Below are 22,792 nucleotides of genomic sequence, written 5' to 3' on the forward strand. Positions count from 1 at the left end.
AGAATTCCGGTGATTCGCGCGACAAAGGATGGCGGCCGCGCCGCGGTCTTGCTATGGCCTAGCCGACACTTAGACAGGAACGATCTGAACGCTTCATGGACGACAGCAGCGACCTTTTTTCCGCTATGCCCCAACAGCCGAAGCCGGCGGATGCCGCGCCACGCAAGCCCGCGGCCCCCGTCGCCGGTAACGAAGCGCCGCGCCCCGCACCCAAGACGAGCGACGGCAGCGACTACGACGCTTCGGCAATCGAGGTACTGGAAGGTCTGGAGCCGGTCCGGCGCCGTCCGGGCATGTATATCGGCGGGACGGACGAAAAGGCGCTGCATCATCTGTTCGCCGAGGTCATCGACAACTCGATGGACGAGGCGGTCGCGGGGCACGCCAACTTCATCGATGTGAGCCTGGACGCCGACGGCTACCTGACGGTGACCGACAACGGCCGCGGCATCCCGGTCGAGAACCACCCGAAATTTCCCGGCAAGTCGACGCTCGAAGTGGTGATGACGGTGCTGCATGCGGGCGGCAAGTTCGACGGCAAGGCCTATGAGACTTCCGGCGGCCTGCACGGCGTCGGCGTTTCCGTGGTCAACGCTCTGTCGGACGACCTTGAAGTCGAGGTTGCACGCAACCGGCGGCTCTATCGCCAGCGCTTCTCCCGCGGCATCGCGCAGGGCGGCCTCGAAGACCTGGGTGACGTACACAACCGACGCGGCACCAGGGTCCGCTTCCACCCCGACCCCCAGATCTTCGGACCGCATGCCCGCTTCGAGCCGGCGCGGCTTTTCCGAATGGCCCGCTCCAAGGCCTATCTCTTCGGCGGCGTCGAAATCCGCTGGTCCTGCGATCCGGCGCTCCTGCCGGAAGGTTCGGAAATCCCGGACAGGGCGGTGTTTCATTTTCCCGGCGGCCTCAAGGACTATCTGGCCGCCACGCTCGGCAAGGAATTCACCGTCACCCGCGAGATTTTTGCCGGTAAATCGGAAAAGTCCGGCGGCCACGGTTCGCTCGAGTGGGCCGTCACCTGGTATGGCGGCGACCAGCAGATCCACTCCTACTGCAACACCATCCCTACACCCGAAGGGGGAACGCACGAGGCGGGTCTGCGCATTGCGCTGACGAAGGGGCTCAAGAACTACGCCGAGCTCACCCAGAACAAGCGCGCTGCGATCGTCACCACCGACGATGTCATGATCTCCGCGGCAGGCATGCTCTCGGTCTTCATTCGCGAGCCGGAATTCGTCGGTCAGACGAAGGACAAGCTGGCAACGGTGGAGGCGCAGCGGATCGTCGAAAACGCGCTTCGCGATCCTTTCGACCATTATCTCGCCGACAATCCGGCAGAGGCGGCCAAGCTTCTCGACTGGGTGGTGGAGCGCGCCGAAGAGCGTGTACGCCGGCGCAAGGAAAAGGAAGTCAGCCGCAAGACGGCGGTCCGCAAGCTGCGCCTGCCGGGCAAGCTCGCGGACTGCGCCCAGAATACGGCGGAAGGTGCCGAACTCTTCATCGTCGAAGGGGACTCGGCCGGCGGATCGGCCAAACAGGCGCGCAACCGCGCCAACCAGGCGATCCTGCCGCTGCGCGGCAAGATCCTCAACGTCGCCAGCGCGGGCCGGGAGAAGCTCGGTGCCAATCAGCAGATCGGCGATCTCGTCCAGGCGCTCGGCTGCGGCACGCGCTCGAAGTATCGCGAAGAGGACCTGCGCTACGAGCGCATCATCATCATGACCGACGCCGACGTCGACGGTGCGCACATCGCATCTCTTCTGATCACCTTCTTCTACCAGGAAATGCCGGAGCTGATCCGCGGCGGCCATCTTTATCTCGCCGTGCCGCCGCTCTATCGCCTGAGCCAGGGTTCCAAGACGCTTTATGCCCGCGACGACGCGCATCGCGAAGAGCTGATGCGGACGGAGTTCAATGGCCGCGGCAAAGTCGAACTCGGGCGGTTCAAAGGCCTCGGTGAGATGCTGCCCGCGCAGCTCAAGGAAACCACGATGGACCCGGCCAAGCGGACGCTCCTCAAGGTCGAAATCGACGATGTCGACTTCGAGGGTACCCGCGATGCCGTCGACAGCCTGATGGGAACGAAAGCCGAGGCCCGCTTCCGTTTCATCCAGGAGCGCGCCGTCTTCGCGGACAACCTGGATATCTGAAACGCCTGATCGCCCTCACGCTTCCTGCCGAACCGGTTTTTCCATGAACAGGCTCAGCGGATCCGGCAGATAGGTGCCGAAGGGCGGGCGCTCCACGTAGCCGGATGCCCTGTACAGGCCGATCGCTTCCGGCTGATGGATGCCGGTCTCCAAGCGGATCACCGTCAGACCGAGCTTTGCCGCCTTGGCTTCAAGAGCCGATACGAGCAGCTTGCCAATCTTCAGCCCCCTCGCCTCCGGGTCGACGAACATGCGCTTGATCTCGGCCGTACCGTCGCCTGCTTCGACGAGGCCACAGCAGCCGACGATTTCGCCGTCACGTCGGGCGACGAAAAAGGATACGGTCGGCTGCTCCAACTGAGACAGATCGACCAGATGATTGCTTTCGGCCGGATAGAGCGATGCCGCATAGGCGTCGGACAATTCGAGCAGGCGGATGACGGCCGGCTGGCGCGGCGACTCTTCGGCGATGGTTACGGCGGTCATTTCAGTCTCTCCCCATGCACGATCGTAAGCTGGATGTGAGCTTCCAAAGGACATCCATTCGGTCCCGCCCCGGAAGCGCCCGGTTCCAACGCTCTAACGCCGAAGGACGCCGGGACCAATACGCCAAACGACGCAAGTTCGCAGCTATCACAATCAATCCGCGTGACGGGGAGAAACAATTTGTTTCAGGGCCCGCCGACCTTTGCCCTTCTTTGAAAGAATCGGACGGCCATAAACAGGGAGTCGCCATCATCTGAACGGAAGACGTGACCATGAAAGCCGCCCTGATCGTCATGACCATTCTCGGTTGCGACGACAACGTGACCCAATGCCATTACATCTCGACCGTGAACGGCGACTGGCCGTCGATCGTGCAGTGCGACGCGGAATCGCAAAAGGAACTGCCGCGGTTCTCCGACAGGAACTACCCGGTCGTGGTGGCCGTGTGCGAGAGCTCAGGGCCGGGCATGACGGCGGAAACCGAGCCGGTTCCGGAGATGAATGCAACGCTTCCGACCGAGCGGGGCCTGCAGCAAAACACACCCCCAGCGGCGGAAGGCGGAGAACCAACCTTGCCGAGGCGCGCTTTGGCATTGATCAGTGGCGCGGTACCCGACCGGGAGAAACTGAAGGCGATCGTCAGCGCACCGGTCCACTACGTCGAAGACGGCTATTCGTGGGTGGCGCGCCGATTCGGCAATTGAGGTAATCAAGTCCTCTTACGCGGCCTGGCGGGATTGCGACGCGTAGTTGCGCGCCCTCTGCCGCTGCTCGGCAAAAGCCAGCCGCTCCGCCAGCTCGGCGACGACGTGATATGCGCCGCGGCTTCGGCCGCGAAGGCGATCCGAAAGTCTGGCGGCCACGGAGGGGGAGACTCCATCGTGATCCGCATCTGCCTCGCATTGGCAGAACAATACGGCCTCCGAAAACACTCCGCTTACTTCACGTCCGAGACCCGCAGTTTCGAGGAGAGCCCTGATCGAGTGGAACCGCCCGCCCGAAAGGATCGATCGGACGCGCTTTTCCGGGACTCCGGACAGATCCACGATCGCCGCGGAAAAAAACTCCGTCCTGCCGCTGCAAAGCGCCGTCAACAGCAGGGCCGGCGTCAGGCGGCCGGCTTTGCGGAGACCGGCAACCATCCGCTGCAATTCCTCCCTCGCGGAGGCCGAGGAAAGCGTCAGCGCTGCCGCATCGCAAGACTTCCCGCACGACACGCTGCGCCCGCCCCTCGCGCACGACGGCGCGTACCAGGTCGGAGGCCACAAGCGCCGCGCCGACTTTTTCGGCGAGGATCTGGCGCGCGTCGCTCGGCAGATCATGACGCTCGAGCAACAGGCCACGGGCGGCCACGCTATCGCCAAGGCGGTCGGCTATTCGCCGCAACGAGCCCGGAGACAGTCCAGCCCCCGGATTTTCCAACAGAATGAGCACCTCTTCCTCGCCGCCAATCTCGGCGATCGCAGCCGCAACCGCGCATGAGACGGCGCTGCGGGAGGCGATCATCGCCCGCATCTCCGCGCCGCCCTCCGCCGTCATGTCGACAAGATCTTCGTCATTCAAGACGGGAGAGCGGGAAACGGTGATGTAGGCGATCTCGGGCTGATCCTGCGCAAGCACCTTGATGATCGAGCGCGGTACAATCGGGCAATCGGCCAGCGCCTCGGCGAGAGATCGACGCACCTTGGGCGAAGGATCGTCGAGGAGAAAGGTCATGGCCATTTCGGCCGCCTGCCGATCGATGCCGTTCACAGCGGCTTCAGCATAGGCGCGACCAAGCGCACTGGCAGCACTGGCACGTTCGCTGGCTTTCGCCGTTTCCACCCAGCGAAGAAATGCTTGTATGATCACCTATGCCCCACTCAGTCACCCGAGCAGCCCCATGCTCGAAACCTAGCGGGCAAAGGTTTAAGATTGGTTCACCATGTCTGTTAACGGCGCGATAACCACCCTACCGCTCCTGTATCTGCCGGCCGACGAACCGCCGCCTCCGAAGGAGATCCTGACCGCCGTTCAAGCGGTCGTGATGACCGGCGGCCAAACTGGCCGGCCACTCTCGGACCTGCCTCGGCAGGATGCAGGCTGCCTGTTGCTCGCCCGAATCGGGACGAGCGGCGATCCCGGCGAAGACGAGCTTGCCGCTTTGATCGGCAACGGCTTCGATGGCATCGTTCTGTCCGGATGCCGCGGCCCCGCAGACATTCAGCGGCTCGATGTTCTGCTCAGGGTCGCCGAGGCGGCTGCCGGCAAGGCCGAGGGCCGAACGGTGATTCTTGCCGAATACGCGACGGCGCCGGAAAGCGTCCTGTCGCCGCATTCGCTGGCGGGTGCATCACCGCGCCTCTCGGCACTGATATTCGATGCTTCGGCCCTGGCGGAAGCGTGTGGTTGCAGGCGCGTGACCGAAACGGGCGATGTGCCGGCCGTCGTCCGGGCCGGCCGCGCGGCGGCGGTCCTGAGGGCTCACGAGGCCCGCATCGCGGCTTACGACATGCTGCCGGTCGACGCCGATGATGAGGCGGCCGTGCGACGCCTGTGGAAAAGCAGCGTAGAGAATGGCTTTTCCAGCGTTGCCATCCGCTCGCCGCAACAGATCGATCTTCTTGCCGCTGCAGGCGTTGCGCCCCAAGCCCAGACGGGATGAATCGATGACGACGGTCTCAGGTGATGACCTGAACCATCGTGATCTAGCGGACAGGCCGGATCATTTCGAAGACGTCGCCACCGTCGCAATAGTCCATGTAGCCGAGCCGGGCGAGCGGCTTCACGGTCGCCATATCGAACCGCCCGTCGCGAATGGCCTCCTCGCGGATGTGAATGCCGACCACTGCGCCGATGACGACATAGCTGTCGGAAGCCACGCCGTCGACGCCCTTGGGACGAAAGATATCCGTCATCCGGCATTCGAGCGCCGCGAAGGCCTCTCCCACGAAGGGAGCCTTCACGAGCGTTCCGTCGACGGGGGTCAGCCCGGCAATCTCGAACTCGCTTTCACCATGCGGGGCAGCCACCGAGGTGAGATTGACCGCCTCGCTCAGGTTGCGGCTGGCAAAGCTCGCGGTGAAATCCCCGGTCGCCTCGATATTGCGGACCGAATCCTTGTAGCCGCTCGAGGCGAACATCACGAGCTTCGGCCGGTCGCTGATGGCGTTGAAAAAGGAATAGGGCGCGAGATTCAGCGCCCCATCGGCCGCGCGGGTGCCGATCCAGCCGATCGGTCTCGGCGACACGATCGCCTTGAAGGGATCGTGTGGCAGGCCGTGTCCGTTTCCGGCGGTATCGTAGAACATCAGTCACTCTCCCCGACCCAGGTGACGATCTCCTCGAGTTCGGGCCTGGGGCGCTCCGTCGGCGGTACCATTGCAGTGCCGATGTGAATGAAGCCCGCAATCTTCTCGCCCGGCGCCACGCCCAGCAGCGGATAGGCCCGTTCCTCGAAGGCATACCACTCGGTCAGCCAGTTCGAGGCGTAACCGAGCGCATTTGCGGCCATCAGCAGATTGAGGCAGACGGCACCAGCCGACATCTGCTGCTCCCATTCCGGAATCTTGAAATGCGGCGCCGCCTTGCTGACCACGGCGACCACGACGGGCGCGCGCGTCAGTCGCGCCTCCTCGACCTTGATCATCTCTTCCGGCATGTCCGGCCTGGCGGCAAGCGCCATCTTCTTCAGTTCGGCGCTGATGCGCGCCCTCTCCTCGCCCCGATAGACAATGAAGCGCCACGGCGCCAATTTGCCATGATCCGGCACGCGCGAGGCGAGCTTCAGCATCTCCGCGACTTCCGCCTTGCTGGGTCCTGGCTCACCCATCTGAAAGGCCGGGATGGACCTGCGGGAGGCAAGATAGTCGACAAGCTTTATTTCGGTTTTCATATCGAGCGAATTCCACTAGTTTGCGGCCGGATCGGCAGCCACGAAAATGCCATACCGGCGTCCCAAGTGGAGTCACCCAGTCAAGAAGTCAACTGCTCTCATGCGTCTCCGTCATCGTATTTTCCTGAGAACCGTTCTGGCGATCACATTCGCCGGGACCGGTGCGGGACGCGCGATTGCGGAGGATGCCACTGACGCCTTCAAGAGCTTTCCCTCGATCTCCGGCACGCACAAGATGCCGAAGCTTACCGGTTTCAGCCCGCTCATCACCGATCCGATGCAGGGCGGCCAACTGAAGGACGTGAAGCTCGAGGCGCTGCTGACGGATAATGGAAAGCCGGTCCAATCGGGCCTTACCTGGCGGGTCTTCAGCCCCATTCCGGGAAGCGACGGAAAGCTGCCGCTGCTCGCGACCTCCGAGGGCGGCTCCACCGCTTTCAATCTCGTGCCCGGCGAATATTTCGTCAATGTCGCCTTTGGCCGGGCGGGCGCGACCCGCAAGATTCGTGTGCCCGAAGACGGCCCGCTCGACAAACAGGTGCTCGTGCTCGACGCCGGAGGCGTCATGCTGAACGCCGTCTCCGGCAGCGATGTCCGCATCCCGCCGAACGAACTCAGCTTTTCGATCTTCTCTTCCGACGTGAGGGAGGATGGCGAGCGCGGCCTCGTGGTCGCCGACGTGAAGCCCGGTACGGTGGTTCAGCTCAATGCCGACACCTACCACGTCGTGTCGAACTACGGATCGGTGAATGCCGTCATCCGTGCCGACATCCAGATCGAAGCCGGCAAGCTGACCGAAGCGACGATCCAGCACCGCGCCGCGAAGCTGACCCTGAAACTCGTCTCGGAAGCCGGCGGCGAAGCCATTGCGGATACCGCCTGGTCGATTCTCACCTCCTCCGGCGACGTCGTCAGCGAGAGCGTCGGCGCCTTCCCGACCCTCGTCCTTGCCGAGGGCAGCTACACGGCGGTGGCGCGCAACAAGGACAAGATCTACCAGCGCGACTTCGCCGTGAAGGCCGGCGTCAACACTGATGTTGAAGTGCTGCTCAACGGCAGCGGCGAAGCCGACGAGGCCGCGGACGCGCAGGACTGAAGACGTACCCCACCCGGCCCCTCAACCGCCTGCCGGTACCTTCACCCATCAAAACGGGAGTAGGTGGCGGCCGCCGGATGAGCGGCAGCCGCGCGACAAGAGCCTCACAACAGTGCGCACGGAATCCCACAGTTTCAGTTGCGGGCGTGCGCTCGAGCGTCTTGAAACGACGCACTTGCGCACGAAAACCGTTACACACTTCTCCTGGAATTGCTCCTGCGCTTTAGGTCCGGTGCCATGGCTTCGGCGGAGAGCGAAGTGACCGCCTCGTCCAGCGACATTGGCGTCTGCGCCTGAGAGCCCAGGCGACGGATGTTGACCGAGCGCTCCTCCGCTTCGCGCTTGCCGCAGACGACGATCACCGGAACCTTCGTCACCGAATGCTCGCGGACCTTGTAGTTGATCTTCTCGTTGCGGAAATCGGTCTCGACCGTCAGCCCGGCATCACGCAAGCGTTCGGCGACTTCGCGGCCATAATCGTCCGCTTCCGACGTGATCGTTGCGACCACCACCTGCAGCGGCGATATCCACAGCGGCATGTGGCCGGCATAGTTCTCCAGCAGAATACCGAGAAAACGCTCCATCGAACCGCAAATGGCGCGATGGATCATCACCGGCTGGCGCTTCTCGGATTCGCTGTCGATGTAAAAGGCGCCGAAACGCTCCGGCAGGTTGAAGTCGACCTGCGTTGTTCCGCACTGCCATTCGCGGCCGATCGCGTCCTTCAGCGTATACTCGAACTTCGGGCCGTAGAAGGCGCCCTCGCCCGGCAGGATGCCGGTCTTGATGCGGCCTTCGGACTGCGCCTCGATGGTCTGCAAGACTTCCGTCATCACGGCTTCGGCGCGATCCCAAAGCTCATCCGAGCCCACGCGCTTTTCCGGCCGCGTCGACAGCTTCACGACAATCTCCTTAAAGCCGAAGTCCTCATAGACGGAAAGGATCAGGTCGTTGATCTTCAGGCATTCGGCCGCCATCTGCTCGTCGGTGCAGAAGATGTGCGCATCGTCCTGCGTGAAGCCGCGGACGCGCATGAGACCATGCAGCGCGCCGGAGGGTTCATAACGGTGGACTGCGCCGAATTCCGCCAGCCGAACAGGAAGTTCGCGGTAAGACTTCAGACCGTGCTTGAAGATCTGAATGTGTCCGGGGCAATTCATCGGCTTCAGCGCGAAGACGCGGTCATCGTCCGTATCGTCGCCGGCGACAGTCACCTTGAACATGTTGTCGCGATACCAGCCCCAGTGACCGGAGGTCTCCCACAGCGACTTGTCGAGAACCTGGGGAGCATTGACCTCCTGGTAATCGCCTTCGAGCCGGCGGCGCATATAGGCGACCAGACTCTGAAATATCCGCCAGCCCTTTCCATGCCAGAAGACCACGCCGGGCCCTTCTTCCTGGAAGTGGAAGAGGTCCATCTCGCGGCCGAGCCGGCGATGGTCGCGCTTCTCGGCTTCGGCGAGCACGTGCAGATACTGATCCAGCTCCTCCTGCGTGTGCCACGCAGTGCCGTAGATGCGCGTCAGCATCGGATTGTTGCTGTCGCCGCGCCAATAGGCGCCCGCCACCTTCATCAGCTTGAACGCCGTACCGATCTGGCCTGTCGAGGCCATGTGCGGCCCGCGGCAGAGATCGAACCAGTCGCCCTGGTAATAGATCTTCAGGTCCTGCCCCTCGGGGATGGCATCGACGAGTTCCACCTTGTAATTCTCGCCCTTGGCGGCAAAGACCTCCTTGGCCTTTTCGCGCGACCAGACCTCCTTGGTGAAGGGCCTGTTGCGGGCGATGATCTCCCGCATCTTCTTCTCAATGACGGGCAGGTCGTCCGGCGTGAAGGGTTCGTTCTTGGCGAAGTCGTAATAGAAGCCGTTGTCGATGACCGGACCGATGGTCACCTGCGTTCCCGGCCACAACTCCTGCACGGCTTCCGCCATGACATGGGCCGCGTCGTGGCGGATGAGCTCGAGCGCGCGCTTGTCGTCGCGCGTGACGATCTCGATCCTACCTTCCGTCACGGCATCCGAGAGATCGCGCAGTTCGCCGCTGATGGCGATCGCGACGGCCTTCTTGGCGAGAGACTTCGAGATCGATTCCGCGACATCGCGACCGGTCGTGCCGGCGGCGAATTCTCGAACGGAGCCATCAGGAAATGTAAGGGAAACAGAATGCGACATCATGATCTCCTATCCAGTCCCGCCAACGAATGCGGGTGGTATGGTTTGCCGGCCAGGCCGGTTCGCGGGCCTGATAAAGCTTTTTCACCGTGGAGTAAAGGCGCGGCGGCCGCTCAACCGGCAACCATTTCACGCAGTCGCCTCACGGTGTTCCAGTTGCGCACCGTCCCGATGCCGAGCCGTTTGGTCGTTAGCGCCCCGAGCAACTTCGATTCGCTCGCCCTGCCGGCAAAATCGACCCAGAGATCGCCGTCGACGATGGCCACGCGCTCGCCCCTGGAGCAATGGCCGAGCAGTTTTTCCCGCATGTCGGCTTCGAGAGGAGAGCGCATCACCCGCACGTGGACGCTCGCAGGATCCCTTTCGCTTTCCACGAGAAAAGGGTTGCCTGCCGCAAGTCTCGACCAGTCCTCCGCGGAACGAAGGATGATGTCGACGTGACGGCCGAAGGTCTTCTCGAAAGTCCTTTCGAGTTCGGTCTCCAATTCCGCGAGCGGCTTTTCTGGCGACTCGAACAGAAGATTGCCCGTGGCGACGAGCGTGCGCGGCGCCCTGTAGCCGAGCGCTTCGGCCATCGCCTTCAAGTCGGCCATAACGACGCGCCGGCCGTCGGCGAGAACGATGCTGTGCAGCAAGGCGACGTAAGCCTTCATTCGCCTCAAGCCCGCCAGAAATCGACAGCGCCCGCGGGTAGGCGCGCGAGCACGCGATCGAGCAGCGTTTCGTCTATATTGCGCCGCAACGCCGCGGCTACATCTGCGATCGCCGTTTCCGGAGAGACGTTGTGATTGCCTCGGAAGGCCTGCACCTCGCGCGTCATCGCCCGGCGTTCGCAGAAGGGCACGGTCGGCTCCTCCAGGTCCCAGTCGGCGACGAAGATCGCTCGAAGGACCGGCGGTAGCGCCTTGGCGAAAAGCAGGGCGCCGGAGATGTCGAGGCGACGGCGGAAAGTGTAAAGCACCGCCTGCACCATGGTATAGGCCTGATTGGTTGTCTGAAGAGCGGCGATATCGCGTGCGTCGACGATGAACCGGTCGAAATCCGCAGAGGCCTGCCGGTACTCCATCGGAATGGTCACGGCTCTCATGCGTCCTTTCGGCGTAATTGCCAGTAGCGCCATGGCGTGTACCAGCGCTGGCGCGGTGCGAGGCCTTCCGGCACCGGATCGAATCCGTGGGTTCCGCCCGGGCCGCAGCGGATGACCCGGAACAAGGTCAGCCACCCGCCGGCCCAGAGGCCGTATCGGGCGATCGCCTCGAAGCCGTACTCCGAACAGGTCGGCAAGTGCCGGCAGGAATTGCCGATGAAACTCGACAGCGTCAGTTGATAGGCGCGGATCAGGGTGACGCCGACGAGGCGCCCCGGCGTCTTGCGGAACGGCCCGGACCAATTCCGCCCTCCGGCGGCACCGGTATCGCCACGGGTGAATGCATGATCGGCATGGGGCTGAGGACACATGGCTCAGACGGCCGCGGCGAGGCGCCTCGCCTCGATCTGACCGATGGCATCGACGACGGCATCGAAAGTCAGCATCGTCGAGGCATGACGCGCCTTGTAGTCCTTGACCGGCTTCAGAAAGCGCATGTCTTCGAAACGATCCGATGGCCCCTCCCCATCGGCCTTCAGCATGGCCAGCATGTCCTCGCGGGCCTGCCGGATCTCGTCCGCATGGGCACCCACGACATGGCGCGCCATGATGGATGAGGACGCCTGGCCGAGCGCACAGGCCTTGACGTCATGGGCGAAGTCGATGACGACGTCGCCGTCCATCTTCAGCCAGATTCTCACCTTCGAGCCGCAAAGCTTGGAATGCGCGGCGGCTTCGGCGTCGGCATCGGTCAACATTCCGAGGCGCGGAATATTCCCTGCGAATTCGAGAATTCTGCTGTTGTAAATGTCGTCTATCATTTCAGGAATCCGGTGGATTTTTCGCGGTTTCGGGCGTTCGGCGCATGATTTTCCCCAGGCGGCGGGAAAAAAGCAAGGCGTGGCGCATTCGGGCTCTTTTATCCATGTGGCACCATACTATATGCTATGTCGTGTTGGGGTGACAGTTCCGCAAGGGGATCAAATGTCGCCTGTTGTTTGGGAAACCGTGCCGGACGGTCGAGTGCACTGCTAAGCCGAGACCCGAAAGCCCCGGAGCCCGCCAACGGAACCCAAGCCTGCAGGGTTAGGCGTATGGCCAATGGCGAGTTGTCCGAAAAGATAAAACGTCAGCAATTTCGTATTGCTTGAAGGGGCCATATGGACGCCATAGTGAAGAATTTTCCTGTGCTCGACGACACAAGTCGTCCGACGCAGAAGGAAGCCGAAGAAGCCGTTCGCGTCTTGTTGCGCTGGGCAGGTGAAGATCCGGCACGAGAAGGCCTGAAGGACACGCCTTCGCGCGTCGCCAAGGCGTATCGGGAAATTTTCGGCGGCTACGATCTCGTGGCTGAAGACGTGCTCGGGCGAACCTTCGAGGAAGTCTCCGGCTACGACGATATCGTGCTGGAAAAGGACATCCCGTTCTATTCGCATTGCGAGCACCACATGGTGCCGATCATCGGCAAGGCTCATATCGCCTATCTGCCGAACGGCCGCGTGCTCGGCCTTTCCAAGATCGCGCGGGTCGTCGATATCTACGCCCGTCGTCTGCAGACGCAGGAAGCGATGACGGCGCAGATCGCCAAGGCCATCGACGAGACCCTCATGCCCCGGGGCGTGGCGGTGATGATCGAGGCCGAGCATCTGTGCATGGCGATGCGCGGCATCAAGAAGCAGGGCGCGACGACGCTGACGACCACCTTCACCGGTGCGTTCAAGAGCGAACCGGCCGAACAGGTCCGGTTCATGACGATGCTCCGGGGCTTCAAGTAAGCTCCGCCACCGCATGCTGAAAAGCATGCAGCAACCCCCAAGTGCTACAGCGACCTTGCGCGTCTGACCAAGACGCGCGGCGCTGTAGTGGAGCTCGGACTATGACGCTCACTTTTGCATCCCCCCGCAGGACAAGGCCGAACTGGAAAGCGGCCCGACCTTCACCCCGCGTTTCGACGAGGAGGGTCTGATCACGGTCGTCGTCACCGATGCCCGCGACGGCGAATTGCTGATGGTCGCGCACATGAATGCCGAAGCGCTGTCCCTCACGCTCGAAACCGGAATTGCGCATTACTACAGCCGCTCACGCGAACGCCTGTGGAAGAAGGGCGAAAGCTCGGGCAATTTGCAGACCGTCCGGGAAATACGAACCGATTGCGACCAGGATGCCGTGTGGTTGAAAGTCTCTGTGGCTGGCCACGATGCGACCTGCCATACCGGGCGGCGCTCGTGCTTCTATCGGACGGTCGGCGTCACCGATGGCGAAGCAAAAGTGGCGATCACCGACGACCACCGGCATTTCGATCCGGCGCAGATTTACGCCGGCAACTGAGCATCTGCATTTTCCTGGTTCACCTGAGTGATATATTCATCTTTTGGCAACCAAACGGGCATCTAATCATTAATCTTGTAAGTGGTTCCCGCGGTAACGGCGGAGTACCAAAATGTGTTGCAGGCTGTATCCAATGTTTATCGGGCGGGCCGCATTTGTAGCCGGTTCAGTGCTATATCTCGATTATGGTGTCAGACTTTCAGCGACCAAACGTGAAGCCGGCACCGGCATGTTTCGATGGCCGAATCGCTTCGGTTCCAGGAATATGCGGTAGTAGAGCTGCAGGGCCGTGTCGGAAGCTAATCTATTCGGCGGTGTCGGAGGTGCCGGATGCTGAACTGGACATTCACGCGTAACAGTCAGATCGCCGATCTTTCCGGCGCGAACGGGTCATCGATCACGACCACTCCTCCAGAACCACCCATTTCCCAGTCCGTGAAACCCAGGATCGCGCTGGCGCTCGGCGGCGGTGCTGCGCGAGGTTGGGCCCATATCGGTGTCCTGAAAGCCCTCGACGAGGAGGGCATCGAAGTCGGAATGATTGCGGGCACATCGATCGGTGCGCTGGTCGGCGGCTGTTATCTCGCCGGCAAGCTCGATGAATTGGAGGCTTTCGCCCGCTCGCTTACCGTGCGCCGTATTGCCGGCTTGCTCGATTTCGCGATCGGCGGCGGTGGCCTCTTTGGCGGTCTGCGGCTCACCAAGCGGATGCAGGAACATCTGCAGAACCTCAGTATCGAGGATCTCGACCGGCCCTTCGTGGCCGTCGCCACGGAAGTCTACAGCGGCCACGAGGTCTGGATCGAGAAAGGATCCCTGATTACCGCCATTCGCGCATCCTACGCCTTGCCTGGCATCTTCGAGCCCGTCAACGCCAACGGCCGGACGCTCATCGACGGCGCGCTGGTCAACCCCGTTCCCGTTTCGGTCTGCCGCGCACATGAGCAATTGCACGTCGTCGCCGTCAACCTGAACTACGACGTCTACGGCCGCTCGGCGGTCGTCAAGCACAGCGCCGGCATGGAAACGCCCGACGCGCCGGCGACGGAGACGAACCGTTTTTCGGCACGACTCGGCATGACCAGTGTGATGGTCCAGGCCTTCAACATCATTCAGGACCGCATTTCGCGCGCCCGGCTGGCTGGCGATCCGCCGGATCTGTCGCTCCACCCGAAGCTGAACGATATCGGACTTTCGGAATTCCACCGCGCCGGCGAAGCGATCGAGCGCGGTTATCAGGAAGCCAAGATCAAGCTTTCGGAAATCCGGCGCATGCAGGAACCGCTGCCTCGTTGAAAGGCCGGGAGAACTTGCGGATCGGCCCAAGTGTTCCAAGGCCCGTTGAGATCCGTACACCCGGCGCGCTTGTTTGATTTCTCCATTCCTGTGCTTGTCACAGGAGTCGAGTGGCGCACGGTCAGCCGTCATAAACTCAAAATGAATCTCAACAGGCCTTAGCCGGAGATATAGGCCTTGATCTGTTCGGCCTCGTTCTCGATGGCGCGGATGTGATATTTCACCACGTCTCCAATCGAAATAATGCCGGCCAGCCGGCCTTCCCGCTCCACGGGTAGATGACGCGCGCGAAATTTACTCATCATCTCCATCAGCGCGTCGACAGACATTTCTTCGCGACAGCAATAGACGTTCTGCCACATGACGGAAGAAACCGGCTTGTCGAGGCAGGCGGCACCATATCGGGCAATCGAGGCGACGATGTCGCGCTCCGTCATGATGCCCACGATATGCTCTTCCGGATCGACGACGACAACGGCTCCGATATGATTTTCATGCAGTAAAGTCGCGACCTGCTGCACCGTCACCTGCGCCGTGACCGTGACGACGTTGCTGCCTTTTTCGTTGAGAATCGCTTTCACCGACATGCGCACATCTCCCGTTGCGACAAAACCGGGCCGACGGGAAGAGTTTCCGTCCGTGCCGGTCACTGCACTTTCCTCCGGTGGAAGGAAGACCGCGTTGACAGTGCAAATGGCCGCAGGAAACCCGTACCCATTCCGGCGCCTGCGCAGCCCCTTGGCACTCCTCGAGCACAAAGCTACGCCGGCACCCGGCCTTTTCCGCGGTCGCCTCGAGCAATTCGGCGGCCGTGATGAATGGTGCTCCAGCGACTTCAGGAAATCAAGGCTTCTGCAGAAAGCCGTCCGCCTCTGCGGCGAAATCAGTCATCACGAAAAATTCCGCGGTTGACACAATCGATTGTCGCACCCTCGCCCGAAGCCGGTGGAAGCTTCTTTCCGGCTGGCAGTGCCTCACCTTTCCTGCCTTCGGGGATCGAAGAATGCGAACAGAAGGAAGCCGAAGAGGAAACCGCCGATATGCGCCTCCCAGGCCACGCTTCCCGCCCCTCCGATCGACAGAATGCCAAAGCCCACCAGCAAATTGGTCAGGAACCATATCCCGGTGAAGACGAGCACGGACCGGTTGGTGAGCGTCTCCACGAACGACAGCCGCCGATTGAGATGGGCAAACTGGCGGCTGATGCGACCGCTCGGGGAAAATACGAACCGGGCCGCCGCCCCCATCAAGCCTGAAACGACGCCCGAAGCCCCGATCACCACCGCCATCTCGCCCCAATGGAAGATGATATGCAAGCCGACGGCGGCAGCCGCCGACAGGCACCAGAACAAGGCGAGCCTGGCCATCCCGATCCGTCTGACGACGGGTGCGCCGAACGCGACCATCCAGAAGACATTGAAGATGAGATGCTCCCAACTGCCGTGCAGGAAGGAATAGGTCACCGGCGTCCAGAGCCAGACCAGCCCCTGCTCACCGAGCGGCAGCGTGTAGCGCACCGGCAGAAAGGCAAAGTTGAGGATCAGCTCCTGGTCGATCTCGGGCGGCAGAACATAGGTCCTCAAGACATGGACCGCGATCAGGAACAAAAGGATGCCGGTCAGCCCCGGCGGAAGGTTGAAGGCGGGCTCGCGACTGCGGACGCCGGTACTTTCGACATCGGTTTCCGGTGATGTTGCCGCCTGATCCCGTTCCATCGCTGCCTCTTCCCTTCGGTCGCTGCGGTTGCGCTCAGACGGCGGCGAACCGCCCACAGCAGCGCGCAAGGGATAAGCAAACAAAAAAACGCCGTCCAGTGAAAACTGAACGGCGTCACGCGCCGTTCCGCGCGTATCAGTCGATGTGCTGAAGGCAATCCTTCGTGAAGTGCTGCCGAATGAAATGGCAGCCGCCGGCGTCGAGCGCAATCGAAACCGGCCGTTAACCTTAATTTCGCGCTGGCACGAAAATCGCTCCATGCACTCAAGGAACACCCAATAGGCCGCCGGCTATCCCGATCCGGGACGGTCTGCGCCGCAACAACGACCGATCGGGCAAAAATGCGCAGCAGAACGACAATGGAACTGTTTCAATACTGGAACGAAGTTCGCGGCGACCGCGATCTCCCGCGCCGTGACGAAATCCAGCCCGCCGATATTCGTTCACTCCTGCCCAACATCTTCATCCTCCAGGCGGAGGCGGACGGCGGAATACACTTTCGTCTCGCGGGCACCCACATCTGCGGCCTGTTCGGCGACGAACTCCGCCACCGTCAATTCTCCGCCTTGTGGCTCGGCGGACAGCAGGAGGAGGCTGCCGGCATCGCCGTTGAGGTCGTGAAGCGATGCACGCCGATGCTTCTGACCGCGTCCGGCGCAACCGCAACCGGAGATCGGCTGGACGTGGAAGTTCTGCTCACCCCCCTCGCCTCTCCCGACGGTACGGGCGACCGCATACTCGGCGCGCTGTCGCCGCTGTCCCGTCCGATATGGCTGCACATGAAGCCATTGCCGCACCTTGTCCTCGACAGCCGGTGTGCCGCATTCCCCGCGTCTGAATGCTCCACTGCCGGTCTGACCGCCAGCCGCATCGATGCCTGCGATCGCCCCTTCCGCGTGACGCAGCACCTGCGCGTCTTCGAGGGTGGAAGACGAAACTGAGCGAACCTTCTGTTAATCGGTGCGGTCTATACTTTCGGCTGCAAACTATATCCATCATAGAGTGATCATGTTCTCCTTCCAGCATGCGCAGAACAGCGCCCCGAAACCACATCAGGAAAGTGCGTTTCAGCGCGTTTCGGTCAATCTTTCGGGACGACTGATGCTTGCCAGTCACGAGGAGTATGACTGTACCGCCTTGGAGATGTCGCCGGGCGACGTTCTCTTAACCTCCCCCGCGCGTCCGCGCGGCGGGGAGCGTATCATTGCCTATGTCGACCATGTAGGTCGCCTCGAAGGCACGGTGTCACGCGTCGCGGACGATACGTTCGTGATTCAGCTCAATGCCACGGAGCGCAAGCGCGAGAAGCTTGCGGCACAGCTGACCTGGATCGCCAACAAACACGAACTCGGTCTGCCGGAAGACCGGCGCCATGACCGGCTTGCGCCCCGCAAGACATTGACGGAACTCACCGTCGATACCGGCGAGAGATACAGTTGTCGGATCATCGACCTCTCGCTCTCCGGCGCGGCGGTCGACATCGACACGCGGCCCGCCGTAGGATCGCCGGTCAGGCTGGGCAATATGAAGGGCAGGATCGTCCGTCATTTCCAGGAAGGCGTCGCCATCGAATTCTCCGGGATACAGTCCCGCGAGGCGCTGACCGAGTTTCTGTAAGCGCACCCGACGTAGCCTGGAGTAACGTCCGCAGAGGCGGCGATTGCTCGGCGGACCGCCTGGACCAGGCCTCTGCCCTCGCCAGTGCAAATCGGCTCTTCCGCGGCGGGCCGGCAACAGAAATAGCTTCTGGTAAACCGGGCGTTACTCTTCCCAGCGATCTGGCACTACTTCCCGATGGCTCCGATGGGTCATACCGTCACCGGCTGCATGGCTGGCGGGACGCGCAATCGCGGCCATGCCACATGCGCCGCGACAATATTTTTTTAAAATATTCAATGACTTACGAGGACTTTCACCGTAGGCGCCGCCGGGGGCGCCGACAAGCGGCATAAAAATCGATAAAATTTGAATCGAATTTTATTACAGTTCTCCTCGATTTTTATTCTTATGTTATTCGAGTTTGTTCTTGTTTTTACTTCCGATCTTCGCCGCCGGTAAAAAACTCTGTGCCAATGTCGAACCACAACGGGGAGACAATCATGCGCACAATCATCACCATGGCGATCGCTGCCGCAGCCCTAGCCACCGGCCTCATCACCGGGGCGGCTTACGCGGCGCCGGCGAACATGACGGTCGGCGGCGCGACCAACCCGCCGATCGGGCATTACGAGTTCTGCAAGGCCAATCCCTCCGAATGCCAGGCCATCGGCAAGGATCCTGGCCCGGCGGAGCTGACGCGCGAAAGCTGGAAGAAGATCCTCGAAATCAACTACGAGGTGAATCAGGCGATCGCTCCGATGACCGACATGGAGATCCATGGTGTCGAGGAAAACTGGTCCTACCCGGACGCCGTCGGGGACTGCGAGGATTACGTGCTGCTGAAGCGCCGCAAGCTGATCGAAAGCGGCTTCTCCCCCGCCGATCTTCTGATCACCGTCGTCCTGCAGCCGAATGGCGACGGTCATGCCGTCCTGACGGTGCGCACCGATCGCGGCGACTTCGTTCTCGACAACATGCGCAGCAAGGTGCTGCTCTGGTCGGACACGGAATATACCTACCTGAAGCGGCAGTCCTCGGACCATGCAGGCCGCTGGGTGAAACTGCAGGATGGTCGCGCTCTCGCCGTCGGCAGCGTCAGCGCGCAGTAAGGACATGAGCAGGCGCAGGCCATGGCCTGCGCCTCTGCTCGGCCCCCGTCGGCACCCCGCCCGCGCCCGGGCGGATTTTCCCGGGCGGCCGCCACGCTTCACCCAAAATTAACCAAGTTGGACGAGCCTTGGCCGCGAGCGAGTTCCGCGCGGCGAGGTCCATTGGCCTTCGAGCGGATAGAACGCGCCCCTGATCAGGTATCCCACGGCGCAGCCATGAACCCGCCCCACATTCCCGAACCGGAACTCCTGCCGCTCCTTTCATCCCGCTCCGTATACACAGCTGCCGCAGCCGTCGTGATCCTCGTTGCGCTGACGATCGCCCTCTCCCTTTCCGGGCGCTGGTTCGGTCGACATCTCGCCCAGGCCGGCCACACTGCGAGCCGCGAAACCTACGACATCTTTATCGGCCAGGACCATTTGCGCCTGCCCGCGAATGTCATTCGCTTCGAAAACCAACGCAACACGAGCATCGTCGAGCGCGTGGATCTCTATCTCACCTGGCCGGGGCTCGAAGGCTACAGCGAGGAGACGCGGCCATTGTTCGACGATGTCAGCCGGCCGGAAAATCTGATCTTCCTGCAGGTCGCGCAAAGTACGATGTCTCGCGACATGTCGGGGCGTCTCGCCCCCGTCTACCGCCATGTCCTGCAGCACGCGCCGCAGGCCGGCCCCGAGGGCCTCACTGGGTACGACGCAAAGCCGGATTCCAGCTATGCCGGCGAAGTCTTCTTCACCGCCGAGAGGGACGGGCGCCCTGCCTATGTGCTGCGCTGCGTGCTTCCCGAGAACCCCGCGGCATCGACCAGCGCGGATTGCCAGCGCGACGTTCACATGGGCAAGGACCTCATCGTTCTTTACCGTTTCTCCAGCAGGTTGCTGCCGCAGTGGCGTACCATCGAAGATTCGATAGAAACTTACATCAACACACATCTCGTGCCGTGATTTTGACGAAGAGTCGTGATGCAGCCAATGCGCCGGCTAGAACGGGATGGGGGAGTACGCACGGGGTTTCCGGCCGAGCCTACCAAGACATCATGATCTAGTGCGGGCTGAAGGTGTCGATCCTGAACAAAACGACCGGTGGCGGGCAACCAATCGTTCATCATAAACCGATTGGTAACGCTATCCCGATACTGTCTCGGGAAAGGTCGTATCCGGAGACGGCGTCCGGACGGCACCCCTGATATGTGAATGAAGAGCAATACAGTGTCTCAATCCGTTTTTTTTGATCTCGCGAAACGCCCGTTCGGCGTCTTTTCAGAAGTTGTGGGGCGGATTTTTCTTGCCGGCCTGATCGCCGTGCTGACCTTTTCGGCGCCCGCCTTCGCGAATTCCAAGTATGCCGGCATCGTCGTAGACGCGAAAACCGGCAAGGTTCTTTACGGCGAAGACGCTGATCAGTTACGCTACCCGGCTTCGCTGACGAAGATGATGACGCTGTATCTGACGTTCGAGGCGCTTGAAGCCGGACGGATCAGCAAAAGCACCCCTGTTCCCTTTTCCAAAAAGGCGTCGGCAGAGCCGCCGTCGAAGCTCGGTGTGCGCGCCGGCCGATCGATCACCGTCGAGCAGGCGATCCTGTCGCTGGTGACGCGCTCCGCCAATGATGCGGCAACGGCGCTTGGCGAGCTCCTGGGCGGTTCGGAGCAGCGCTTCGCCCGGATGATGACCAACAAGGCCCGCGCGCTCGGCATGACGCGCACCACCTATCGCAACGCCCATGGCCTGCCCAATTCCGAACAACGGACGACCGCCCGCGACCAGGCCCGCCTCGGTATCGCGCTCCGGCAGCATTTTCCGCAATATTACGACTATTTCTCCACGCGCAGCTTCCGTTTCGGGAAGCAGACGATCGGCAACCACAACCGGTTGCTCGGCAACGTCCGCGGAGTAGACGGTATCAAGACCGGCTATACACGCGCATCCGGTTTCAATCTCGTGACCTCGGCCCAGCTCGACGGGCGCAGCATCGTGGCAGTCGTCATGGGCGGCACGTCCGGTGGCGCCCGCGATGCGCAGATGCGCAAGCTCGTCGCGAAATACATGCCTTCCGCATCGCGCCGCGGCAGCGGCAATCTGATCGCCGAGGTTCCGGCCGAACCCGTGACGACGGTAGCCGAAGCCGAAGTTCGGCCGGCAACCGCCGCGGCTGTCGCGTCGGCAGCGATGGACCTGCCGAATACCGGCCCGGTCCCGGATTTCCGCTACACAGGCGAAAGCGCCGGCAGCGTCGCAATGGCCTATGCATCGACGAAAGCGGCTTCGGACAATCCCGTGCTTGCAGCGAAGATTGCGCCGAACACGCTCGATTCACAGAGCGCCCGACTTGCCCAGGAGCCGGAAGCCGCTGGCGACGTCGATACGCAGATCACCAATTCGGTCGCCACCGCTGAAACCGCACCTGCCGCGGCCGAAGCGCGCACCGAAGCGAATGTCGGCATGCAGGGCTGGGTCATCCAGATCGGCGCCACGCCCGACAAGACGCAGGCCATGACGCTGCTCGACAATGCCAAGGAAAAGGGCGGCAAGGCACTGCGTAACGCCACCCCCTTCACGGTCGCCTTCAGCAATGGCGGAGCTCAGCTCTACCGCGCACGCTTCGGCGGCTTCGACGACCAGGACAAGGCCGTCAACGCATGCAGGGCATTGAAGAAGAAGGGCTTCGCTTGCTGGGCGAGCCAGCAGTAAGAGACGCCATCTACTGCATGTTTCCTTTGATCCAATCCGATCCAAGGACAAAGCATGCGGCAACCAAAGTGCTACAGCGACCTTTGCGCGGCTGAGACGCGCGGCGCTGCAGCGGCAGCCGGACGTTTTCCGGCTGTCCTCCTCGGATTAGTACAGCGTAACGAGGTCAGCATGGCAATGAACGAGAACGTCCCCGGCGACAGCCTGATTTCCGACCGGAAAGCAAGGTCTTCGCGCATCCGGCTGCATCCATTGCATGAGGCGGCCATGCGCATCGCCGACATCGGTCTGAACCGGTCCAAGGCAAAGACGCGCGACCTGGTGGGTATGCTCCTTACACATGGCGCGCGCGCTTGGCGTTCGACCCAGCCTCGGGCCGACATCCATCTGCATGTCGCGGCACCGGGTCGTAGTCACCCTCTCAGAATGCGCCTGCAATAAACAACGATGGCCTGCTTCCCCCTCGTCTCTGTGCGTGTCACAGAGATGAGAGCAGCGCCGCGTCTGCGGCGCGGGAGGCGTTCTTTCAGCCCAAGGACTTGGTCGGCTGGATCCCTGTGACGAGCACAGGGATGGGTTCAAGCAAGCGGCGGGTATCCTATCCCGAATCTCCACGCGCCTTAAAGCACGCCAGGAGAAGCGCGTAGCGGTTAGCAAGCGCCTCTTCCCGCCCCCGCCTATAACAGCCCGAGTTCGGCAAGTTCACGCCGCAATTCGAGCGGTATCTCACCGCCATCGGCGAGCGAGGCAAGATCGCGCGGGGCTTCCTTCTCCTCGAGGTAGCGCCAGCCCTGAAAAGCCCGACGCGGCTGCGTTTCCGTCTCCATGACTTCCGGGCCGAGCAGGAGATTGCAGCGGCCGATGCCCTCGCCGTCGGTGAAGGTCTCGATGCCGATCAGCGGCTGTCGCGCCTGAACGTAACCCTTGATCACCCAATAGAGCGAACCGCCGGCGAGAAGCTCATCCGCCCGCTTCGGGACCATCCGGGTCGTGTGGAAGGAGTGCGGCTGCTGCCCGGCTGCGATCGCCGCCAGGGCCCTGCGCGCTACCCATTCGCGCAGGTCCTCGATCGATTCGGCACCGACACAGAGTTTGATGAGATGCAAAGCCATGGCAAATCTTGAACACCCGGCCGACGGCTGCGGTCAAGCCGTCCGGGCATATTCGTCCACAGCCCCAT

General features: G+C 62.1%; 23 protein-coding genes and 2 pseudogenes. 13 read left to right on the forward strand and 12 right to left on the reverse strand.

The genetic code is table 11. The annotated features are described in order from the left end of the window. Nucleotides 1-95: 95 nt before the first annotated feature. Nucleotides 96-2,156 carry a DNA topoisomerase IV subunit B gene (gene parE / locus N0Q91_RS10600; protein ID WP_018097823.1) on the forward strand — a complete coding sequence of 687 codons (2,061 nt, stop codon included), beginning with the start codon at nt 96-98 and terminating at the stop codon, nt 2,154-2,156. Nucleotides 2,157-2,171: 15 nt separating this feature from the next. On the opposite strand, the gene N0Q91_RS10605 is transcribed toward parE, so the two are convergent. Further along, on the reverse strand, nt 2,172-2,642 hold the full coding sequence (locus tag N0Q91_RS10605; protein WP_275598043.1) for a GNAT family N-acetyltransferase: 471 nt from the start codon (nt 2,640-2,642) through the stop codon (nt 2,172-2,174). A 272-nt stretch (nt 2,643-2,914) separates the two neighbouring features. On the opposite strand from N0Q91_RS10605, the gene N0Q91_RS10610 reads away from it, so the two are divergent. Continuing rightward, nucleotides 2,915-3,346, forward strand: a complete 432-nt coding sequence (locus N0Q91_RS10610) for a hypothetical protein (protein ID WP_275598044.1) — start codon at nt 2,915-2,917, stop codon at nt 3,344-3,346. 15 nt (nt 3,347-3,361) lie between these two features. Here the strand turns inward: N0Q91_RS10610 and N0Q91_RS10615 are convergent. Next, nucleotides 3,362-4,493 (reverse strand): annotated as a pseudogene (locus N0Q91_RS10615) (DUF2336 domain-containing protein). Nucleotides 4,494-4,566: 73 nt separating this feature from the next. Here N0Q91_RS10615 and N0Q91_RS10620 point away from each other — a divergent pair. Next, the gene (locus tag N0Q91_RS10620; protein ID WP_275598045.1) at nt 4,567-5,286 is read left to right on the forward strand and encodes an aldolase/citrate lyase family protein; all 720 of its coding nucleotides are present in this window, start codon (nt 4,567-4,569) and stop codon (nt 5,284-5,286) included. Nucleotides 5,287-5,329: 43 nt separating this feature from the next. Here N0Q91_RS10620 and N0Q91_RS10625 read toward each other — a convergent pair whose 3' ends face one another. Together N0Q91_RS10625 and N0Q91_RS10630 are read right to left on the reverse strand one after the other, a co-directional pair. Beyond that, nucleotides 5,330-5,932, reverse strand: a complete 603-nt coding sequence (locus N0Q91_RS10625; protein ID WP_275598046.1) for a flavin reductase family protein — start codon at nt 5,930-5,932, stop codon at nt 5,330-5,332. Then, nucleotides 5,932-6,516 (reverse strand): nitroreductase family protein, encoded by a 585-nt coding sequence (locus tag N0Q91_RS10630; protein WP_275598047.1) that lies wholly within the window; start codon nt 6,514-6,516, stop codon nt 5,932-5,934. The genes N0Q91_RS10625 and N0Q91_RS10630 overlap by 1 nt, the downstream gene beginning before the upstream one ends. A 100-nt stretch (nt 6,517-6,616) precedes the next feature. On the opposite strand from N0Q91_RS10630, the gene N0Q91_RS10635 reads away from it, so the two are divergent. Next, entirely contained in the window at nt 6,617-7,612 is a 996-nt protein-coding gene (locus tag N0Q91_RS10635) for an RgsD C-terminal domain-containing protein (RefSeq protein WP_275598048.1), read from the forward strand. Nucleotides 7,613-7,803: 191 nt separating this feature from the next. Here the strand turns inward: N0Q91_RS10635 and thrS are convergent, their stop codons facing one another. From thrS to N0Q91_RS10660, 5 genes are all read right to left on the reverse strand, one after another. Beyond that, a complete protein-coding gene (gene thrS, locus N0Q91_RS10640) occupies nt 7,804-9,786 on the reverse strand; it encodes a threonine--tRNA ligase (protein WP_275598049.1) in 1,983 nt (660 codons plus the stop codon). Between the two features lie 113 nt (nt 9,787-9,899). Next, the gene (locus N0Q91_RS10645) at nt 9,900-10,439 is read right to left on the reverse strand and encodes a DUF1697 domain-containing protein (protein ID WP_275598050.1); all 540 of its coding nucleotides are present in this window, start codon (nt 10,437-10,439) and stop codon (nt 9,900-9,902) included. A gap of 5 nt (nt 10,440-10,444) precedes the next feature. After that, nucleotides 10,445-10,873: a DUF2267 domain-containing protein gene (locus N0Q91_RS10650; RefSeq protein ID WP_100673957.1), complete on the reverse strand. Its 429-nt coding sequence runs from the start codon at nt 10,871-10,873 to the stop codon at nt 10,445-10,447. Next, nucleotides 10,870-11,244 (reverse strand): membrane protein insertion efficiency factor YidD, encoded by a 375-nt coding sequence (yidD, locus tag N0Q91_RS10655; protein WP_275598051.1) that lies wholly within the window; start codon nt 11,242-11,244, stop codon nt 10,870-10,872. The genes N0Q91_RS10650 and yidD overlap by 4 nt, the downstream gene beginning before the upstream one ends. 3 nt (nt 11,245-11,247) lie before the next feature. Beyond that, a complete protein-coding gene (locus tag N0Q91_RS10660; protein WP_100673958.1) occupies nt 11,248-11,694 on the reverse strand; it encodes an iron-sulfur cluster assembly scaffold protein in 447 nt (148 codons plus the stop codon). A 339-nt stretch (nt 11,695-12,033) separates the two neighbouring features. Between N0Q91_RS10660 and folE the strand changes: the two genes are divergently transcribed. The 3 genes and pseudogenes from folE to N0Q91_RS10675 all read left to right on the forward strand — a co-directional run bounded on the left by folE (nt 12,034) and on the right by N0Q91_RS10675 (nt 14,497). After that, nucleotides 12,034-12,648: a GTP cyclohydrolase I FolE gene (gene folE, locus N0Q91_RS10665; RefSeq protein WP_275598052.1), complete on the forward strand. Its 615-nt coding sequence runs from the start codon at nt 12,034-12,036 to the stop codon at nt 12,646-12,648. Nucleotides 12,649-12,749: 101 nt separating this feature from the next. Then, a pseudogene (hisI, locus tag N0Q91_RS10670) lies at nt 12,750-13,201 on the forward strand (phosphoribosyl-AMP cyclohydrolase). 330 nt (nt 13,202-13,531) lie between these two features. Continuing rightward, nucleotides 13,532-14,497, forward strand: a complete 966-nt coding sequence (locus tag N0Q91_RS10675) for a patatin-like phospholipase family protein (RefSeq protein ID WP_018097837.1) — start codon at nt 13,532-13,534, stop codon at nt 14,495-14,497. Nucleotides 14,498-14,655: 158 nt separating this feature from the next. Here N0Q91_RS10675 and N0Q91_RS10680 read toward each other — a convergent pair whose 3' ends face one another. Both N0Q91_RS10680 and N0Q91_RS10685 read right to left on the reverse strand, forming a co-directional pair. Continuing rightward, entirely contained in the window at nt 14,656-15,084 is a 429-nt protein-coding gene (locus tag N0Q91_RS10680; RefSeq protein WP_018097838.1) for a CBS domain-containing protein, read from the reverse strand. Between the two features lie 387 nt (nt 15,085-15,471). Continuing rightward, the gene (locus N0Q91_RS10685) at nt 15,472-16,212 is read right to left on the reverse strand and encodes a rhomboid family intramembrane serine protease (protein WP_275598053.1); all 741 of its coding nucleotides are present in this window, start codon (nt 16,210-16,212) and stop codon (nt 15,472-15,474) included. 360 nt (nt 16,213-16,572) lie between these two features. Here N0Q91_RS10685 and N0Q91_RS10690 point away from each other — a divergent pair, with 360 nt between their 5' ends. The 6 genes from N0Q91_RS10690 (at nt 16,573) to N0Q91_RS10715 (ending at nt 22,053) form a co-directional block, all read left to right on the forward strand. Beyond that, nucleotides 16,573-17,154, forward strand: a complete 582-nt coding sequence (locus N0Q91_RS10690) for a PAS domain-containing protein (RefSeq protein WP_275598054.1) — start codon at nt 16,573-16,575, stop codon at nt 17,152-17,154. A 67-nt stretch (nt 17,155-17,221) separates the two neighbouring features. After that, nucleotides 17,222-17,830, forward strand: a complete 609-nt coding sequence (locus N0Q91_RS10695) for a PilZ domain-containing protein (RefSeq protein ID WP_018097840.1) — start codon at nt 17,222-17,224, stop codon at nt 17,828-17,830. Between the two features lie 482 nt (nt 17,831-18,312). Further along, nucleotides 18,313-18,921 (forward strand): transglutaminase-like cysteine peptidase, encoded by a 609-nt coding sequence (locus N0Q91_RS10700; RefSeq protein WP_275598055.1) that lies wholly within the window; start codon nt 18,313-18,315, stop codon nt 18,919-18,921. Between the two features lie 216 nt (nt 18,922-19,137). Then, on the forward strand, nt 19,138-19,866 hold the full coding sequence (locus tag N0Q91_RS10705; protein WP_275598056.1) for a hypothetical protein: 729 nt from the start codon (nt 19,138-19,140) through the stop codon (nt 19,864-19,866). Nucleotides 19,867-20,115: 249 nt separating this feature from the next. Further along, on the forward strand, nt 20,116-21,612 hold the full coding sequence (locus N0Q91_RS10710; protein ID WP_275598057.1) for a D-alanyl-D-alanine carboxypeptidase: 1,497 nt from the start codon (nt 20,116-20,118) through the stop codon (nt 21,610-21,612). 171 nt (nt 21,613-21,783) lie between these two features. Next, nucleotides 21,784-22,053, forward strand: coding sequence for a hypothetical protein (locus N0Q91_RS10715; protein ID WP_100673964.1), 270 nt, complete (start codon nt 21,784-21,786; stop codon nt 22,051-22,053). Nucleotides 22,054-22,289: 236 nt separating this feature from the next. On the opposite strand, the gene N0Q91_RS10720 is transcribed toward N0Q91_RS10715, so the two are convergent. Continuing rightward, the gene (locus tag N0Q91_RS10720; RefSeq protein WP_275598058.1) at nt 22,290-22,724 is read right to left on the reverse strand and encodes a DUF1489 family protein; all 435 of its coding nucleotides are present in this window, start codon (nt 22,722-22,724) and stop codon (nt 22,290-22,292) included. Nucleotides 22,725-22,792 lie beyond the last annotated feature (68 nt).

The organism is Sinorhizobium prairiense (assembly GCF_029201645.2).
Lineage (GTDB): Bacteria > Pseudomonadota > Alphaproteobacteria > Rhizobiales > Rhizobiaceae > Sinorhizobium > Sinorhizobium meliloti_A.